The sequence below is a fragment of the Parcubacteria group bacterium genome (assembly GCA_041659505.1).
Classification (GTDB): domain Bacteria; phylum Patescibacteriota; class Minisyncoccia; order Moranbacterales; family UBA2206; genus UBA9630.
This window is the reverse complement of record JBAZYF010000005.1, coordinates 57,553-77,290: the sequence shown is the minus strand read 5'-3', so window position 1 is coordinate 77,290 and position 19,738 is coordinate 57,553. Positions and strand designations below refer to the sequence as shown.

14 protein-coding genes are annotated in these 19,738 nt (G+C 43.7%); all 14 read right to left on the bottom strand.

What is annotated here, in order from left to right; genetic code table 11:
- Positions 1–173: 173 nt before the first annotated feature.
- Positions 174–5,297 carry an SdrD B-like domain-containing protein gene (locus tag WC848_06425; GenBank protein ID MFA5962290.1) on the bottom strand — a complete coding sequence of 1,708 codons (5,124 nt, stop codon included), beginning with the start codon at positions 5,295–5,297 and terminating at the stop codon, positions 174–176.
- A 31-nt stretch (positions 5,298–5,328) separates the two neighbouring features.
- Entirely contained in the window at positions 5,329–8,115 is a 2,787-nt protein-coding gene (locus WC848_06420) for a hypothetical protein (GenBank protein ID MFA5962289.1), read from the bottom strand.
- On the bottom strand, positions 8,096–8,290 hold the full coding sequence (locus tag WC848_06415; GenBank protein MFA5962288.1) for a hypothetical protein: 195 nt from the start codon (positions 8,288–8,290) through the stop codon (positions 8,096–8,098). The genes WC848_06420 and WC848_06415 overlap by 20 nt, the downstream gene beginning before the upstream one ends.
- On the bottom strand, positions 8,287–8,802 hold the full coding sequence (locus tag WC848_06410) for a hypothetical protein (GenBank protein ID MFA5962287.1): 516 nt from the start codon (positions 8,800–8,802) through the stop codon (positions 8,287–8,289). Before WC848_06410 ends, WC848_06415 begins: the two co-directional genes overlap by 4 nt.
- 61 nt (positions 8,803–8,863) lie before the next feature.
- A complete protein-coding gene (locus WC848_06405; GenBank protein ID MFA5962286.1) occupies positions 8,864–9,340 on the bottom strand; it encodes a hypothetical protein in 477 nt (158 codons plus the stop codon).
- A 1,044-nt stretch (positions 9,341–10,384) separates the two neighbouring features.
- Complete coding sequence (locus tag WC848_06400; GenBank protein MFA5962285.1) at positions 10,385–11,386, bottom strand: hypothetical protein; 1,002 nt, start codon at positions 11,384–11,386, stop codon at positions 10,385–10,387.
- 8 nt (positions 11,387–11,394) lie between these two features.
- Positions 11,395–11,997 (bottom strand): signal peptidase I, encoded by a 603-nt coding sequence (locus tag WC848_06395; GenBank protein ID MFA5962284.1) that lies wholly within the window; start codon positions 11,995–11,997, stop codon positions 11,395–11,397.
- Between the two features lie 146 nt (positions 11,998–12,143).
- Positions 12,144–13,736: a TasA family protein gene (locus WC848_06390; GenBank protein ID MFA5962283.1), complete on the bottom strand. Its 1,593-nt coding sequence runs from the start codon at positions 13,734–13,736 to the stop codon at positions 12,144–12,146.
- A 175-nt stretch (positions 13,737–13,911) separates the two neighbouring features.
- Positions 13,912–14,925 (bottom strand): hypothetical protein, encoded by a 1,014-nt coding sequence (locus WC848_06385; protein ID MFA5962282.1) that lies wholly within the window; start codon positions 14,923–14,925, stop codon positions 13,912–13,914.
- A 597-nt stretch (positions 14,926–15,522) separates the two neighbouring features.
- Positions 15,523–15,891: a response regulator gene (locus WC848_06380; GenBank protein MFA5962281.1), complete on the bottom strand. Its 369-nt coding sequence runs from the start codon at positions 15,889–15,891 to the stop codon at positions 15,523–15,525.
- A gap of 165 nt (positions 15,892–16,056) precedes the next feature.
- Positions 16,057–16,248, bottom strand: coding sequence for a hypothetical protein (locus tag WC848_06375; protein MFA5962280.1), 192 nt, complete (start codon positions 16,246–16,248; stop codon positions 16,057–16,059).
- Between the two features lie 619 nt (positions 16,249–16,867).
- Positions 16,868–17,374, bottom strand: coding sequence for a hypothetical protein (locus WC848_06370; GenBank protein ID MFA5962279.1), 507 nt, complete (start codon positions 17,372–17,374; stop codon positions 16,868–16,870).
- Positions 17,375–17,505: 131 nt separating this feature from the next.
- Positions 17,506–18,270, bottom strand: coding sequence for a slipin family protein (locus WC848_06365; protein MFA5962278.1), 765 nt, complete (start codon positions 18,268–18,270; stop codon positions 17,506–17,508).
- A 285-nt stretch (positions 18,271–18,555) separates the two neighbouring features.
- Positions 18,556–19,449, bottom strand: coding sequence for a CAP domain-containing protein (locus tag WC848_06360; GenBank protein ID MFA5962277.1), 894 nt, complete (start codon positions 19,447–19,449; stop codon positions 18,556–18,558).
- Positions 19,450–19,738: the final 289 nt, after the last annotated feature.

Genomic DNA, 19,738 nt, shown 5'->3' with positions numbered 1-19,738 from the left:
GAATACTATTTCCTCCTCGCCCTTCGGGAGAGGATGTCACGAGCACGTGACAGGTGAGGGCAAGGGCTATGCACTAGGAATGATCTAAGCTAATTTAGTTTTATCTCAATGTAACGCCCTTTCCCTCATCCGGCCTTCGGCCACCTTCTCCCTAAGGGCGAAGGGGATATCTGTTATTTAATCTCCGCCACCGGTTGTTTCTTTTTTTTGTAATACCATAAGCCAGCTCCTGCTGCGACTGCTAAGAGTAGCCAAAAATTTCCATTCTTAGCTAAAGAACCAGTGTCTCCCGCATTTTCCGTCTGCGCACCGGCAATCTCCTGATTATTTTCTGTGCCAGAAACTTGTCCCTGTTGCTCCCCGCCCGTCACTTCATTGCCCGCTACTGCTCCACTGTTCGCTCCAGCACCTGCGCTCTGCCCCACACCAGTCGTCGTCACATTTAATGACGTAGGATGAATTGTTTTCGTTTTAGTTTTGTGATTAGTGTCTGTTTTCTTTTTTACAATTACATTTTCATCCCCCACAAATCCCGAGCCTTCATCTGCCAGATTGAAAGCGCGCGCGACATAATAATATGTTTCATTGCAATCAGGCGCGTTATCAGAGAAACTTACTGCTTGATTAGAACTCGCATCCACACCAAATATTCGCGTTGTTTCGTCCGCAACAAATTCCGGTTCGGTCGAACGATAAATTTCCACCCGCACGGTTTTTCCACTATCATCGGCTGTCATAAGGCTGATATTATGCGCGCAACCACTTTTTGTATGGCTAAAATTTGTCGGCGTTCCCGGCGCATCAGTCGCAATTTCCACTACTACCTCAGAACTAGAAACAGTATCACTACCGGCGCTCGCCTTCACATGAAAACTATAGTTCCCATCTGTCGAAGCAATATTTTCGTCGATAATGCAATTGCCGGAATTTCCTCCCGCATTGCTAAAATTGATCGTCTGAAAAGGCGCAGTATCAGAATTTTTATAGCATTCCACTGTCATCGCACGCCCCTCAATGTCCAGCGCCACAAATCCCAAAAGGAAATTATTCGTGCTTGGAGATTTTGGCTGTTCAATCTGGACAGAAATATTGCCAGAGTCTGCCAATGCGTTTCCGCCAGAAATAGCGAGCGATCCAAAAACAAACACCAGGATAAATATTTTCATTGTTTTTTCAACAACCTTAACTAAATTATTTTTTCTCCGCCCCAGAACTATCAGTCCCAAACCGGAAAGCAAAGCGAGAAGAGCCACAACCACCCAAGTCGTATCCGCCCCCGTCTCCGGCAACATTGTCGAAGCGCCCAAAACTTCCCCGATCACAGTTCGATGTTTCGTTTCTGTTTTATGTTTAGTTTTTGTTTCTGTCCTTTCCGCAAGTGCCACATCAGCCGTAACTGGATCGATGACCTCAACATCTGTTCCCACGAAAAATGGTGACGCTTCTTGATTGCCAAGCGCAAACACTGTCGCGCCAGAAGAAGCCGTCCCTTTCGCCCAAGCAATATCCTTATATGTTCCCGAGTCTTGATCATTATCAATATCAGCAACATAGGTAAGCGTCTTAGTTTCTCCGGCGGCCATATCACCCAAATCCCAAACACCCGGCGAAGCATATTCATGGATAAACGGCGCGCCAGTCGCACTGCCCGCGCGATAAATAAAACCGGCCGGTGGAAGATCAGTCACCTGCACTTTCAAAACTGGATTAGCTAGCGCTGTTACCTTGATCGTATAGGTCACATCACTGCCCGGCGCTTGCGGAGCTGACGCATCATTTGATTTTTCAATCCTGAGCGTCGGCTTATCAGAAGTTGGCTGATTGCCAAAATTATATTCAGGTCCGGTCACGGCATTTTCTGATTCCCGAAAATTGAAAGAATTATCGTCCGGCAAAGTCACTAGATGGCAATTATCATCTTTGTCGGTAGTAGGATAGATCGGCGCCCAACCGGATTGCAAAACTTCACAGACTTTATATTTCCCTGGCAGAAGATTTTGAAACCAATACCAACCGAAATGCTGCTCACTACTATCCGTCATCATTGTCTCTATCGGTTCGCTATCATATCCATCACCATTTGATCGATAAAGATTGATCATCCAGCCGGAGAGATTCCCTTCCTCCCCATTCTTTGTCCCATTTCCATCGAGATCATTCCATTTATACCCATGGATCGATCCGGTTTCTAGCATACAATCAGCGCTGCATCCATCACCGGAAATTGCGTTGCCATCATCACATTGCTCCAGATACGGCTCCACTATTCCATCACCGCAATAGACCAATGGTTGCCTGCGATTACCAAAATCCATTCCGCCCGCCTCCAGGTGACATTTGTTGAGCGAGACATAATAGGCGCCATTGTTGTGATAGGGCGTAGTTTGTATCCAACCAGCCTGATTCTCTTCGCGCACATAATAATTCCTCAGCGTCAGTCCAACAAATTCATAGTAGCCATTAGCATCTGTGATCGTGTTTAGCTCGCCCGGATCTTTTTGCGAATTATTATTTGCATCCAGATAGATAGTCCAGCCGGAAAGCTTTGCTTCGCTCTCCTCTTTCAGCTGGTTACCATTGGTATCCTCAAATTTAACGCCAGAAATTTTTCCCGTCGGCGCAGGCGGTGTGAAATGATTGCCAAAACTTTTTCCGGCAAATACGTTCCCTGAACAAGTATCCTCTACCTTCCAACATTTCGCGCCCTCATCCTCCATCCCCGAAAGATTGTTTACCACGCTCCAGCCGTTTTTCGGACTAGTCTGCTCCCAACCTTCGCTCATCGCTTCGCAGATATAATTCGTTCCGCGCTCAAGGCTATCAAAACTATATTGACCTTTTTCCCAACCACTTCCCGCCGTTGCGGTTTCCGCCACTTTTTGCCAAGTGGAATCATACAGTCTAATCGTCCAATCATTGAGATAGGGCTCATTGAAATTTTTCCAACCGTTGCCGTTAAGATCGTTGAATTTTCGGCCAGACACTGTGCCCAATTTGAAATTTCCAAAATCATATCCGGTCAATCTTTCCCCGTTCAAAACCACTTCGTGACATCCATCTTCGCCGGGTGCTGTCTGGATCCAACCGGCTTTGGACGCTTCGCAAATACGATAAGTGCCCGGATAAAGATTGGTAAAAATATAATAACCCCCCTTGCCGGTCAATGCGACATTTTCTTCCGGGTCCAAAATTCCATCATTGTTTTTGTCAATAAAAATTGCCCAACCACGCATCCCTTGTTCACAACGATCAAATATTCCGTTCGCACTACAATCTTCAAATTTTTTGCCGGAAATCGAACCAGTCTTTTCAACTTCACAACTCGCACTGCAACCGTCACCCGACACGACATTCCCATCATCACATTTTTCATCACCGTTCACAATCCCGTCTCCGCAAAATTCAGCTTGTGGAGTGACTGTACAATCGTTTTCGCATCCATCGCCAGAAATCTCATTTCCGTCATCACACTGTTCTGGTCCATTCATAATTCCGTCTCCGCATCCCGCTATGGGATAGCAATAATTATTCCACGAACAGCTTTCGCCACAAGTTATCTCTCCGGGATATCCGCCGTCAGTAAGGCAAGCTTGCTTTTGTGAGTTGATATCACAGTCCTCACCGAAATCGACTGTTCCATTTCCGCAAAAAGAAATCACACAATCTTCATTGATTTCTCCATCGCAATCATTATCCACCAAATCGTTACAGCTTTCTTCGCCTGTGGCTATACAATTCAATATATCACAAGCATTGCCAAGTCCGTCACCGTCATCATCCAGCTGATTGTCGTTTATTTGCTTTGGGCCATTTGGAGTATTGATACAATTGTCTTGTGAATCTGGAACATCATCTCCGTCTGCATCTGGTACGATTTCTATTTCTTCACCCTTAACTATGATATCATCAATATTACTCACGCCAGTATTTCCAACAGCTCCGCCACTGACTGAAGTATCCGATGTCATAATCCAACGCAAATAGACAGATGCGCGATTATTGCATTGAGTAGGTAAATGAAGTTCGGCGATAACTCCTGCCGTATAATTATTTGCAACAACTATATTACCGCCTGAAATATCCGCCCAATCAGACCCAGAGTCAGTAGAATATTGAATTTTAAAATCTCGAGGACCGGTATTGGAACTTCTTTGCTTGGAATATAATCTTATGGAATTATAGCCCGAGGAATCAAATTCGACTTGCCAATACTTTATTCCGGAACCACCATTCCAATGATCAGCAGAAGCTGAATTGCTTGTTGCGCCAGAGGAACTAAATAACAAGTTTGTCGCCCCTACTACTGTCATATTTCTAGCCAGGTTAGAAGCGATTCCATCATCGGCAATAGAATTGTCTGGGTTATTGGGAAAATTCCACTCCACTACCACAAACACCGTAAAATGATCCAACTTTTCCACATTCACCGAATCATTTTTTTCCGTCACATCATCAGCGGAAATAATTCTCGCATCATCCAGCTCGGAAATTTTTTCGGCAAATTTTACTTGGACATTCTTATCATCTTTTGATTTTGGCAAACTCAAGTCATACTCAAAACTGCCGTCCTCCATCGTCGAAGTAATGTCATAGGCAATCTTAGAAAGCGCGCCCAGCTCTTCCACTTGTTTATCACTCAATCCAATCTCTTCGATCGAAAGCGTGCCGGGCTTTTCCGGCAGTTTCGTAAATCTTACGCTCACATCCTCATCGCCCGGAAATTTATATTCCTTCTCCAGTTCGACCGGTTCATTAGTTGTAGCTTTTTTGCCATCCACCGACCAAGTTTCTTTTTTTACTTCTTGTGTCAAATCTGGAGCATCTTCGACGGGCGTTTCCACTTTCGGCATTTCCGAAGCTGTTATGCTTGCACCATCAACTTTTTCCGTGGAAGCCGCTTCGGGGGTAATTTCTCCTGCTGGTTCTGCCTCGACAATCGGATCGCTTATGGAGCCAGCGGCAGCAGGTTCAGTTTTTTCGGCCGGTTTTTCAACGGGAACGACTGGATCGCCCTTCGGCTCTTCTTTTGGTGCTGGCACCGGATCAGTTTTTTCTACCGGAGCAACGACTTCCGCTTTCGGCGCCTCTTTTTCAACCTCAACTTTCTCCTCTGATTTAGGATCTTCTTTAGAAGCTTCTTTAGAAGCTTCTTTTTCAACCGTCGGCGCAGGCGACAACTCTTCGGCGATCGCCAACATTCCTGGTGTGCCGATCGGCTGAAATAACAGGAGAAGAATCACCCAGATACTAAAAATCTTCGACGCCCAGCGGCGTCCATTTTTTCTCACCCTTTTCATTTTGTTTTAAATATAAAAAATTATTTATCAATTACAAAAACGAACTCAAAAAACTGCCCATCTGTCTGGAAAATTTCTGGATAGTTTCCCAACGATAAATCTCTTTTCGTTGGGCATAAAAAGCCAGTGGGACAAGCATGAGTACTAGAAACCATTGCCAAGCAATTTTATTCGCCTCTGTGGCTGTCCCCAAAACTTCCGGAATAGTATTCACTTCTTCTGGCGCTAAAACAGCTTCGGGAGAAATCAAACCATTCTCATCACTAGCGTATGCGTTTGTTTGACCTGGAGCACCTCCAATAAACGCTACGGTCTTGGAAGCTTTTTTACTTTCTACTTGGCGGCCATAATAATCAATTGCCACAGCAGAAGCAACATATTTATAGTCGCCTAATGCCATCGCTGGATCGACAAAGATCTGATATTGGATCGTCGCCGTCTGGCCCTTTTTCAATTTCTCGATCGGCCAGACATATTCCACCATCGTTTCTCCGGACGGATTTTTGATTGCCTCTTTGACTTCCAGATTATAGAGTGTGTCCTTGCCGGAATTTTTGACAAAAATACTATGACCGGAAATCGATCCGACGGCAACGGTTGCCTCCTCTTGTCGTGTGACAGAAAGCTTGCCATTTTTTTCCGGCAATCCGTTTTGGATCATCACACTTGAATCAGCCAGAAAGATAAGATCGGTTTTTTCACTGGCATAGTTATTCGCCAGCGCCACTTCTTGCGTGTCCGTTTTTACTCCCGCCACACTTTCCAAAGACGCCACGTTTGCTCCGGTGTTTGGATCGAGCAATACCGTCACGCTAAAAGTTTTTTCTTCTCCCGCCTTGAGGCCCGGTGCGGACCAAAAATAGTCATTACCGTTTTTGCGCGCTGCACCTAGACTATCTGATTGGTAGAAAAAATTATCCGGCAGTGACAGCATCAGCTCAACATTCCCACATTTTGCCTGGCCGCTATTTTTATACTTCACGGCATAAGTCAAACTCTGCCCCGGCTCAAGCGTATTTTTATCCGCTGACAGATCCACCGCCAGATCCGGATAACCAAAAACCAAATCCCCGTTCCACGTGCCGGCATTATTCACCACCGCCATAAACCAATTATTGCCGACGATGTTCGTATTGATAAAATTAAACGCACTGGCACGCGCCACCGCGTCCCCCGTCGCGATTGTCGCATCGCCTACTACCTCGGAGATAGAATTCTCACCGGTATTCGCCCGAGCCACAACCGTGTTGCTAACCTCTTCCGCGCTATTATAATTATTCACGCTGACACTTTTTGTCACTGGCGCGTCAGCTCCCATTTGACTGCCAAAATTATATTCATACGCCAAACTGGCGTTGCCATTGTTCCAATTAAAGACTTGCCCGGTCCAATTGCCGGCATTATTGATCAAAAGATAGAACCAATTATTATTAGCGATGTTCGTATTGACCAGCGTCGTTCCATTACTCGTCGCGGTCGCGTCTCCCGTTGCCACCATCACATCACCCGTTGCGGAAGTCACTGAATTATCCCCCGAGTTCGCATCAGAAGAAAGAAAGTTAGTAATACTTTTGGCCAGATTAATATTGGTGATGTTTTCAAAAACCATTCCCGCCGAAGGCAGTTCGAACAGCCCTTCTCCCGGCACGATTAAATCCCCCGTCCAATTGCCCAAAATATTAATCTGCGCAAAAAGCCAATTATTTCCAACGATGTTCGTATTGATATAGTTAACCGCGCCCGCCAGCGCCTGGGCACTACCGGTCACGATTTCCGCCGCGGAGTCTAGCGCCTCAACCAAATTATCCCCGCTGTTCGCGTTCGCCAGAACCGTATTTTCCACTTTTTCCGCTACGTTCACATTTGTCACCGTCACCTTTTCCAACGCTTTTTGATTTTCTTCGTTCAATTTTTGCGCGCTATCCAAAACACTGTCGAAAGTTTCGATCAGATTGATGTCGCCGGTAAAATCGCCTGTGATATTTTGCTGATATTGCACACCGTTGTCCGTGTAGATATTGGTATTGATCTCATTGACCGCCACTGCTCCGGCAGTGGCGTCGCCCGTGATGATCTGAGCTTGCTTTTCCTCGCTAGCTTCCGGCTCGGAATTATCCTTATTAGTATTTCTATCAGCATTATTATCAGTATCAGCATCCTGTACCTGATCGCTGTTTTGTTCTACAACTTCTGTTGAATTCATTCCCGCGACTACCCCCGCAATCGTATTTTCGCCCGTAACCGCGACAGCTTCCGTTGTGTTGATCACTTCCTGTGCCACATTCGTCTGCACCACAGCTGATTGGCAATCTGCCGGCTGGCCACAAGCACAATCGCTCGAGCAAGTTTTTTCTTCATCATTATTCTCCTCCGGATCTTTTTGGCACGCGCAAGTATTTTCGGCCTCAACTTCTGCGGCCGTGTCGCTTTGGATAACCGCCGAAACTGCATCATCGGAAACCACCAAAGGTTCATCGGCATCCGCCGAACCCGCACCAGTTGTCACCAAATCAACTTCCGGCACTGGCTTGACTTCAGGCTCAGCAACTTTCAGATCGCTCTTTTTCTCCTCTGTGGTCGCGTCTTCTTTCTCATCTACTTCAGCCTTTTTTTCTTCCTCTATTTTTTCATCCTCTTTATCCGCCCCAGAGTCCGAGTCAGAAGAACTTTCCTCCGCCTTCACCTCTGTCGTTGTCCCGCTGTCTGTATCATCCGCGCGCGAAATAGCAATCGGCAAAACAACCTGATAGCTGGCCAAGTTCAAAATTACCAGAAGCACCAGCGCATTATTCAAAATTTTATCCGATATTTTTTGCATATTCCTCACCCTTAACAAAAAACCTCGCATTATTATTCCTATCTTGACGAGAAACCTTAGAAAGATACCCCGCCACTCTCCTTGTCATTCCCGCATTTTCTCTGTCATCCTGAACCCTAATTGTCATCCTGAGCGTCCAAGTACGGGCTTCGCTCAGGATGACACTTTTATTCAAAACCAACTCCTTATTTTCCCCACTATCCCAGAAAAAAAATTTTGCACCGTAGAGCCAAAATTTTTTTCCGGCTCTACTTCATCCAAGTCGATCGCTTCTTCGATCTGCTTCTCTTCTTGAAAGATCCTTTCTTCTTCGGCCAGCTCGGCCTCACTGCTGATTTCCACTTCGCAACCGTCATCATCACCGGCGCAAACCGCTTTTTCGCCATTCACCTCCACACTGGCCGTTGAATTCTTTCCGCCCGTTTCCGCCCTCGCTTCCGTCACTATTTTCACATTCTCCCCGCCATTGACTAAAGTAATCGATTTTGCAGAAGCACTAGCATCGCCGGTCGTGATCGTGCCGGAACCAGAAATTGTATTCCCACCCGAATTCGCCGTCGCGCTCACCCGACTTTCCACATTCACACTGCTATTTTCCTTGGCCAAAACCAAATTTATTCCACAGAAAAACACCAGCGCGAAGATTGAAAGACAATTGATCGATTTTATAAATAACTTTTTTGACATAATCTTTGTTTTCCCCCCAAGCGGAGGCTAGTCTCCGCTTGGGAAAATTTTTTGTAAAAAACTAGCGTCTGCAAGAATTGCAGGTGTTAGTTGTGCAAGGACATCCGACTGAAACATTAGTATTCATCAGAGAAATCCCCTTTGCACCTGAAACTGCTGCTCCGGTATTCACCATTGATCCACCCCTAAGAACCATGTTCTGGTTAATTTGATTCATTCCTGTTCCAGCACCTGATTGAACATAGTTTGTGGAACCCTTGACGGTGCCAACTTGCATAGCGCCACCATTGACAGCTACATTTGTGTTCATCGCAGCTACACCGGCTGTATAAGATACCGCTGATCCCGTTCTAACGTAAGCACCTCCACCTGAGAAAGCCTGATTGATATAATTATCACCAGTTGTTGCCATCGAAGAAACTCCGTTGTCAGAATTTTGGACGCTGTTCATTTGCATATTGCCAGTTCCAGCAAACGCCAAATTAGCAGTCATAACAAAAGCAAAAACGATTGCGCTTAGCATTGTAATTTTTTTCATTTTATTTCGCACCTCTCTTTCTAGCTGATCTCTGGTGTCACTTTTCTTAACTAGCCAAAAAGTGACGAGATATACTTTCCATGATAAGCAAACTTTGATTTAAACTCCCGTTTCCGGAGGGCACGCCCCCTTAAGAAAAGGGGGCCTAAATTATAACCGCTTATCCAAAAAGCCAGCCACCACAAGTCAGCTAAATTTTCCCTGACTAGAAGTGGTCGACTTTCCAAAAAAATCTCAAAGTACTTTTTTTATTCATTCATATATTTGCCCGCCTACCGAAGCTTTAGCGTAGGCAGGTAATTCGTAGAATACAAAAAAACCGGCACTGACCCGCAGTCCGGTTTCGCTATTGGCTCCTTCCTGAAACTTATTCCGCCAAAAACGGAAACAAGCGACCAAATTGGCTTCAAGAAATCATCACCGACTAACTCTTTAGCATTATGTAAAACTACAGCTTCAACGTTATTCCTCCTTTTTCAACTTTTTATTTTTGGTACCTTTTTTATTTTTATTTTTCCTCACCCACTATTTAAATTTGCATTTTATTCTTTTATTCTTTTATTCGTAGATTCGCATTCATTCGTAGATTCGAATCGGATTATAAAAAAACCAACTCAAAGCAGACTGCTCAAAGTTGGTTCGCACTAACAATATTCACAAATTTTTTCATTTTTTTCTCCATACTCCGTTTGTTATAAAATAATAAACGCAACAGGATTTTTCGAAAATCAGGAATAACTATTCAACTGTATTTTGGTAATTTTTTTTCTTTCTGTTTTTATTCTATCAATTGCCAAATTATTGTCAAGCAAATTTTGGCTTGACAAAGGCAAAATTTGTGGTTTAATTATACGCGCTGTTATTGCGTCTGTTGAGGCTTTTTACTCTTCGCTCACAGCAAAAACAAAAATGGTCTCGCGAGTTATCCCCAGCTGAAAAATTTAGGCGACAAAAAAACAGCTGAAATTTCAGCTGTAAAAAAGAAAAAAATATTTTAATCTTACTAAAATTTAGAGGCTTCCATAGAGGCCTCTATAGAAGCCTCTATTCTTCTCCCGACAAACTTGGCGCCTCTGCCTCTTTTAGCACCAAAGCAGCTTCACCATTTTTTTCCGCCGGCACTTCATCAGCCTCACCTTGCACACCCAAATCTGCGGATTCTTGGAATTGCAGTCCTGGATCAGGCGCGGTTGGAGCACTGATAGGAGAGCTTGCAGGCTTGGACGCTTTGGCCGAACTATTTTTCACATTAACCTCTATCCAATCTACGCTATCATTATCTTTGTTCGGGTCAAAAAGCACTGGCGATTGATTTGGCAACTTATTTCCGAATCTGTCACGCGCTTCCAATTTGATTGTATATTTTCCGTCCGGCACCTTGGTCGTATCCCAATCAAAAAATTTCTTGTCCGAAAAAGAGCTGGTATCATTTACCGTTCCCGGTCCGGCGATTTGGGTTCCGGAAGAATTTTCCACCACCAGCCAATAGTGATCGGGATGGGCATCTGTCACCATACCACGCACCGCTACTGTGCCGGAAAGATCGGAAGGCTGCGCCGGAGCGTTAATCCTAACAACAGGCGCAGTCGTATCCACCCTGAAAATGCCGGAAACAGTCTGGCTTTTCCAGCGTTCCGGTTGTTCATCATTGATAGCTTGCGCCACAAAATTGGTCGGGTTACCATCAGGAATCAGCACGCATTCTTCGTCGTATTTTATCCACTCAGAAAATAAACCATCATCTGAAAATTTATACCAAATCGTAATACCGGAATGTTCACCGCTAATATCCGCGTCGAGCGTCACACACGGCCTTGTTTTGTAAATCTCATCTTCCGGCATTGGGATATCCACAGACATTCGTAAAGTCGGAATCCACGTCCCGACCGAAAAAGAACTTCCGCTATTTTTCGCCCGCCCGGTGAAAAAAGAATTAGTTCCCGGCATTTTTAAACTGCTCAAAGCAAAAAACAAAAACAACAAAGCCACTCCGATCTTTTTGATCGAACGATTGATTCTTTTTCTACTGTTAATAATATTTTCCATATTCGCCTTTAGACAATTTTTCTCCTCTTCTCAACCGGCGCATTAACAATCCCCCGCACATACTGCCTTTCCGGAAATGTTATTTTCGTTTCTTCCGCCACTCGTGTTTTTGCCTCCTTTTCTTCTTTTTTCTTTTTTCGCATCAAAGCGACTTCCGTTCTGATTTTATTCAACTCGTCATAAATAACAATCACCGCCGGGATGACAATAATGAGCAACAGTCCCATTTCCGTCTTGGCATAAGCCACTGCATAACCGACATAGGGCACGGCAGTGATTTCTTTGCCGATAATATCCGCCGACGTGACTGTTGCATTGTCTTCGCCATCATTTGCATCCCCTTTCGTGTCAAAAATTACCTGTCCATCAACTTCTTTTTGGGAAAAAATACGATGCGTTACCGTTAGATCGGAATCGGCGAATCTTCGCGTCACGATATCTCCGACGGCATAGGCTTTTTCCGGACGGACAAAAACGATACTGCCCGTGTGGATGGTCGGTTCCATTGAACCGGACATCACGATAAACGCCTTATAGTTTCCCGCGAAAGGCACGGACGAAAAAACGACCAGAGCGCCTAAAACGACAAGCCCGAACAAAATCGTATTCATACTGAATTTGAATATCTTTCCAAGCATTGCAATATCAATCATGGATTATTTTATTGACCCGCTTTATCCCCTTGCCCATCCGAAGATGCGCAAGGGTAAAAACGCCCAAATCAATTTTCAATTTGTTTGTTTTTTGGAAAACCGGATTATTGTTGCAACATAGTTACAGTCAAATCCACATTGTGTAGACTCGCGCCTTGAAAATTATCAAGTGTTGTTGGTCCGTCAACTTGCACGCCCATCACAAAACGTTTTTCCGCTGAATGAGCGAAGGCCACTGGCATTCCAGCAATCGGAGTCAACCGCAAGTCTTGCATATCGGCAAAACCATTACTATTTTGGTCTGTACCGCCAACAAAACCAGCAAATGGTCCACCGGCAAAATTTGTTGTGTTCACAACGCCAGTCTCACACTTTGCCACTCCACCTAGATTAGCCACAGGAGTAAAATCACCAAACCAATTATCTTCTGCATTCAATGTTCCATTAGAAGTCGTGCGTTGATCCTTGTTGGTAATTGGATTTGCTATACCAATTATATCATTCTTCTTAAAAGTAACCTGGTCAGCGTAGGCATAATTATTCGTGCCCTTTACCGAATCATTGCAATTCACAATGTCAACTGTGAATCCTCTGCCTAATTCAGTTACGCTAGTTACATTCTCAATGTGATTATAAGTAATCGTCAAACCTAGAGGCGAAGAATCGGCCAGATTGCTAGTTGGCGTATCCTCAATACCCGCTGCATAATCCCATGTATTATTAGTATTATTTGAACTAATATCAGTGATTGTGTTGTGAGTAATATTTATTGTGCTAATCTTACCTTGAATCATAATCCCATCCGCTCCCTTGCCTGTATTAGCAATATTTTTTATAACATTGTTCGTAATTTCTAAATTACTATAAGCAGATCCAGTAAAGGCGTGGATACCTTTTATTGTCCCCTGACCATCTCCTTTTACGTCAGTTATCACATTATCCTGAATTTTAGCTCCGCCATAATTAACTGCAATTGCTGCACCATATCCGACAAAAGTTTTATCAGGAGCAATAGTAAATCCCTTTATTGTAACATTGACAGCATTGATGGTAACGCCTGCAGTAGTACTTGATGCACTAATGGTTGTTGCTCCAGGCCCATCGGTGGATACTAATGTAACACCTTGATTAATTATGATTGCATTGGTTTCATAGCTAGTCGTATAATTACCCGGGCCAACGCAAATTACTTTACCAGTTGCTGATCCTAAAGATTCTAGAGCAGCATTGATAGTAGAATATGCGCCAGGATTAACATTGATATCGCAGTGAGTCGGTTTCACATAGACTGATTGGTCAGCACCTGCACCACCTTGGAGCATATTTTGCCCGTCAAAGGTCATTTTAGTGATACGGACTTGCCTTTCAAATCCAGTATTATCATCATTAGCGTTAGTTATGGAGAATCCTAATTTTTTCGCGTCAATACTTCCATTGTTTTTCAACCACATTGTCGCCTCTTGAGGAGTTTCTCCCGGAGCCATGTCTGGAAAATTCCAATTAGCATCAATACTCACATCCTGCCATCCCCCAGTTGGAACGCCATGATTATCTTTTGCCAACTGCAAATTAAGCGTTCCTGCTTTGAACGTGTTGTTTACGGCAGCCTTTTGGCTGGAAAAAAACGCGCTTGTTCCGCCGATCACGATTGCCGCAGCCGCGGTGATCATCAAAAGCGATTTTGTTATCTTTTTCATAAATTATTGTTTATTTCTAGTTAATTAATTGTTAATTATTCCAGACACTCAGGAGTAGTCTGCCTCTCTCGACCTTTAAAAATTTGTTCCTCGGTGTCCGCCTTAGGCGAAGTTACCGAGCTCACCCCATATCTTAAAATTGCTTGTTTTTGAAAATTTTCTCCCTAACCATATCCTAATCATCACATCTGGCATTATGGTCATAATCCTTGCCTTGGCAAACACTGCATTGACTGTTGCTCTTTACTTGAAAAGCCATATCAAATCCCAAACTGTCCGACTGAATTTCATTCCCTGTTTCACCCGGCAAGCGCCAAGCTAGGCCGTAATAATAGACCGTTCCATCAACCATCCTGCCATCGGTGGAAAGTCCGGCGCAAACTCCTTTTTTGGTATTTCTCCCGCTCCCATTGGGATCTGCCGATTTGCAAAGATCGAAAAACTTATTGCGCGCTTGGCGCAAACATTTTCTGATCTCAAGAGCTGTGGAAAATTCCCGAATATCTTTCCAGTCGGAAATCAAAACATCTTTTTCATTGAAAATATTATCCCCTTCACCCGGATCAGTTTTGCCTTGGAAGCCCGGCGTCCGTCCTTGATCCAGCCAAAGAGAAAATTGCAAAGCCTTTCCCAATTCCCCTCTTTTTTCTCGCGTTCCCGGTGTTCTATTTTTGCAGTCCTGATCACTGCTCTGAGTTTCCGAGTCGGTGCAATCATTTCCATCATCCTTTATGTTTTCAAAAGTGATCTGCCCGCAACCATCATCGCCCAAAATGTGAAAACTGATCGCGTCTTCACCGCGGTCACCAGGCTTAATATTGTCGAAATTGAAAAATTTATTCAGATGGTTCGTTCCAGTTTCCTGCCAACTGCCAAAAGCTTGACCGTCCGAAAAACATCCAACATCGACATATCCCGCCAAATCTCCCCCTGAAAAAGCGACGGAATTTTGCGGATCATAGTTATAATAGTGGCATTGGCTACTAATCCTAAAATCAACCTTTGTTTCTTTCTTGTCGTTTCCGTTGTTATTATTTCCATCATCGTGTCCGTTCGTGTCTTCATGGCTGTTATTATCGCCACCAAAAATATTCGGCAGTTGATAGCCCTTTGTCACATAAGTAGAAATCCCCGCCAAAGCAACCAGGGAAACCAACACAACAACTAATTTTAATCCTATTATTTTCATTGGATACTCATCAAAAATTTTAACTCAATAATCTCAAATTATTCACCCGCTTGATTCATATCCCCTTCGCCCCTCGGAAGAGGAGGCGGATTATTTGTACATTCGTAAAAATTCGCCTGCCTGCCGGAGCTTTAGCATAGGCAGGTAATTCGTAGAATACAAAAAAAGCCCACCAACAGCAACTACAAAAAAGTAGCAACCATTGGCAGGCCCTTGAGAACGGAAACATTATTTCTCACCCGAAAAAATAATTCCATCTGATTCATTTTTAGTTTTATTTCTCAAAAAACAAAAACCGGCTGAAATTAAATAGCAAAAAAATTGCTAAATAATTCAAGCCGGTTTTGCCAATCAACTCCCCGCGCGCGCTTTGGGCAACCAATCATTTCCGAAAAAAAATCATTTCACAGTGCGGATCAAAGTCTCTCAAATAGTATTCAATTGTATTTTATATTTTGATTATACTGCCGCGTAAAAAATTACGCAATCCCGCAACGGCTTGACAAAAGCAAAATTTGTGGTATAAGCAATTTTTTGTCTGAAATGAAAAAACGCCCGGTGTGAAATTTCACACGGGCGCCCTGAAAACTTGCCTGATTACTGAAGCAAATTTTCGATCAGTGATCTGAGCTTGCTCAGCAAGAACGGTTTTTCCAAAAAACCGTCAAACTCCTCCACTCCGTCAATTTCGTCTCGTTGCCGACCAGAAATACAGACAGTCTTGAGACCCGGAGACATAACCCTCATCTCCTGCATCAATATGGTTCCGTTGGTTTTTGGCATGTTATAATCCGTCACGAGGAGATGAATCTCTTCCTCTGTGTCGATTATAAAAGCCAACGCCTCTTTCGGATCCGTGAAGGTGAATAATCGGAAACCGATCGTTTTCAAGTAACCTCCGATCAGCTCCATCACGGACTCTTCATCATCAACCACGATGACATTTTTCGCTTTCTTTTCAGACATATCACCCCTCCTTTGCAGTCGCAATGGTTATTGAAAAAACAAAAAGCCTCGATTCAGGCTCTCCAAAGACTCTAGCACACTGATCCGGTTTAATCAAGCCAAGAAAAGCTTTTTTCGAAAAATTAAAACAGGGAAAGGATCGTGGTCCTCCCCCTGCTGTCTAGTCTAAGCATGATATACCTGGCCGAAGTACGCGAAATTTGGAAAATCCTTTGGATAATCACAGAAACATTCCGCGACTCCTGCTGAACATTTTTTTTCCTGGCAATCATGGCAAGTTACGATCAACTTGCCATTTTCTTCACAGCCGATCCGGCCGTTACAATCCCTCTTTTTACAAAGTTTTACATTTAGCATATCAACCTCCCCGTTTCGCATCTACACGAAACCCGACCACATAATGAAACCTAAAACGCTAGAACCTTTGTAAGATACGCCAAATGGCGGTCTTTCACAGCAATGGCATGAACACATCCCGCGTCCAAACTCACACTCTTGCGCACAATGGACACAGGACTTGAGACAACCAGCATAAACACAACCGGTTTTTCCAAAACAGTTCTTACACGCTTCCATTTTCAACATTTGCGCTCCCCCTCTTTCAACTCTGCTATTTTTTACAATTGCGCCGGTAATATTTCCATTTGTCCATATTTATTTTTTAAGTCCAAGCTCGAACGAGCATGGGTACATTTTTCAAGGAACAGATAAACACAATCCTTTGCTTCACAATAAGAACAGAGCCCATTCGCTATAAGACTATCATCCTTATAGCAGCCCCATCTCCCCTTGCACTCTTCACAAATCGCAGCTACTTTCATCTCTACCTCCCTATTGAAAGATTGTTTGTCTGACACATTTGTTGTTATTTTTTTATCATACACCCAGCAAAATATTATGCAACTTTTTTTTCCCAAAGAAAAAAGGGAACCAGGCACGTTCACCTTTTTCCCTTTTGCATATTTTTCACAAAGCATCAGGCATGTCCGTCTCTCCGCTGACAACACGGACACCCTGAGACACAGCTCCCCCGATCCTCCGGCAAGTGAAAGACGCCCGCCGCATTGATCCTTTTGTTTTTCTGGAAAAGTTGCGCAAGGATTTGTTCTCCTCGCTTTCTTATCTTCTCACTTCTTCCGATCTTTTTCCAGAAAAAATCGACCGCCAGCCCTATTTTCAGTTCATCAATTTTTAGAGTTGGCGATTGCCGATAAAATTCACCGACAACAAGGATCGTTTCCGTGTCGCGATTCACTTCTCTCACCCGAAACAAAAAATCGACACCATTGATTTCCCGCTTCCCAAAATTGAAATCGCAAATTACAACCTGGTAAGATTTGTTTTCTAAAAGCCCAAGCGCCGCGGACGGAGATTTGACCACATCGATCTCCCACCCGCCAGCAAATATCTGGCTAACAATGCCACAAATCGACCGGCTAAAAAAAGACCGGCTGTCTTTGACATAAAGGACTCTTTTCTCCATACTTTCCCCCCTTTTTTTCTGTTAATGTTCATTCAAAAGATTTTTAATCCTAACCTAAAAAAAGAAAATTGTCAAACAAAAAACGCCCCGAGTTGATCGAGGCGTCGTGAAACTAAAATTTTTATCCTAAGCTATCTCACACTCTCCTTAGTCATAAATCTCTGAATCTCATTGACCGTGCCCATAAACTGGGCTGGGAAAATGATGGTTGAATTTTTCTCCACCGCGATTTCCGCCATTGTCTGCAAATTACGCAACTGAAGCGCAATTGGATGCGCCGCCATCACGTCCGCCGTCTCGGCCAATTTCTGACTGGCCAAAAGCTCTCCTTCCGCGGCAATAATCTTGGCTCGCTTCTCTCTTTCTGCTTCCGCTTGCTTGGCCATCGCCCGTTGCATATTCTCCGGCAACTCGATATCCTTAATCTCCACCACTGACACCACCACGCCCCAAGTTTCCGTATTAGCATCAAGCACGGTGCGAATTTCTTTGTTAATCTCGTCCCGCTCGGACAATACTTCATCCAACTGGAAACGTCCGACGATATTTCTGATTGTCGTCTGGGCAATCTGATTGATTGCACTCTTCACATCTTCAATCGACACGATACTCTTTTCCGCGTCCACTATTTTGTAGTAGGCCACGGCAGAAATATCGACTGAAACATTATCCTTAGTGATGATTTTTTGCGGAGCGATCGGCATCGTCACAGTGCGAAAATCCACTTTGCGCATCCGGTCGATGTAAGGAATGATCCAATTAAGGCCCGGCTGACGGCTGGAAATTATTTTTCCGAAACGGAAAACGACTCCTTGTTCATACTGTTGGACCACCCGAAAACCAGGCAAGATCAAAAAGATGAACACGGGAAGCACGAGCGAGATGATAGCATCCATAGATTAATTTTAATAATTATGATTTGACTATATCACAAGATCTAAAAAAAATCTACCAGACAAAAAAAGCGGCCTGGACGATGACGCCCAGACCGCTCTTTTTATGTGTTCTTCCTCTTTCGAGGAAAAAGGCAAGGAATCTAGCCTTATTATGTTAATCCTTTTTTAGGGATTTTTTGTTTTTGCTATTTATTTTTTGTTTTTCCTCTTTTTATTTTTGTTTTTATCCCCCACCAGTTTCAAAGAAATTTTCCGTGGAAGTGGCGAGAGATAAACAGCTGACTATTAAGTTGTAATTATTCTCACTTTTATTATCCGATACTTTTCATAGTTTTTAACCTTGAGTTTGCGAAAATATGCCTGCGGATTATTCGCCCTTGCTGTAGAATAGCTTCTTTGCAATATTTCTTTGAGCCAAGGGATACCGATAAGTCTTCCCACAAAAACAACATTGACCAGGGCAATCGGCAAGATGATCACCACAAACATAACTAGCCAGAAAAAATCGCTTGTCGCACCAGCAGACGGTAAATTATTTTTTTGTCCGACAATTTCCTCTCCAACCCTTTTTAGATTTTCATCAATTTTTTGATCACCGGTCGAAAGCACAGTTGGCACGAATTTTGTATCCACAGGGATCGCCTTGTCCTTGACGGGAGCAAAATCTTTTTTCTCGCTACCCGCGCCGGGATGCGCCAGTGTTCCAAATTCCTGCACAGCGATAATTCCCATCGTCCCATTCACTTCCCCCGCCGCCACGGCTACACCGATTTCTTGATAATTTACATTTAAAATATTTTTCCTATGGGTTGGACTTTTCATCCAGGCTGCTTGCTCCGCTTCCGCTGTGGTAAAATTGATCGCCAAATTTTCTCCCGCATATTTATAGTCATAACCCTCGAGCTCAAACCAGTGCCAAGGATTGAGTCCAGCTGGTGAAGTGTGGGCAAAATAGTGATGTGCCACCATATCATTGACTTTGTCCGTCGCTACCTGAGTTAACTTTTCACTAACATTTAAATCAAGCAGTCCTTCCTTCTCCCGCGCTTCATTGACATATTTGATCACATTCTCGGGACTGATCTCACTGGCCTGCACCGATGAAACAAAAACTAAAGCCCAGCCCAGGCTGATTATTATTAAGACATATTTATTCAGTTTTTGTGCATTTTGTTTCATGTTGGTGTTTCCCCCACCATTTTAGTGAATTTTGAAATAAAGAAAAACGGGCTTTCACCCGTTGTTATTCCCCTTCTCAATCCACTGTATTACCATTATAGCACCTTTTTAGGGCTTTGTCAACGCAAAAGACTTGACAGGAATGAATTTAGTGTGCTAAATTGTGACTACCCAATTTACTCCTCCTTTTTTGGGTACATACCCTGTCAACAGGATTTCCACCCAAGAGCCCTGTTGACAGGGACGAACAAATTTCGATGTCTCGAAAAAAATTCACACAGAACTCTGT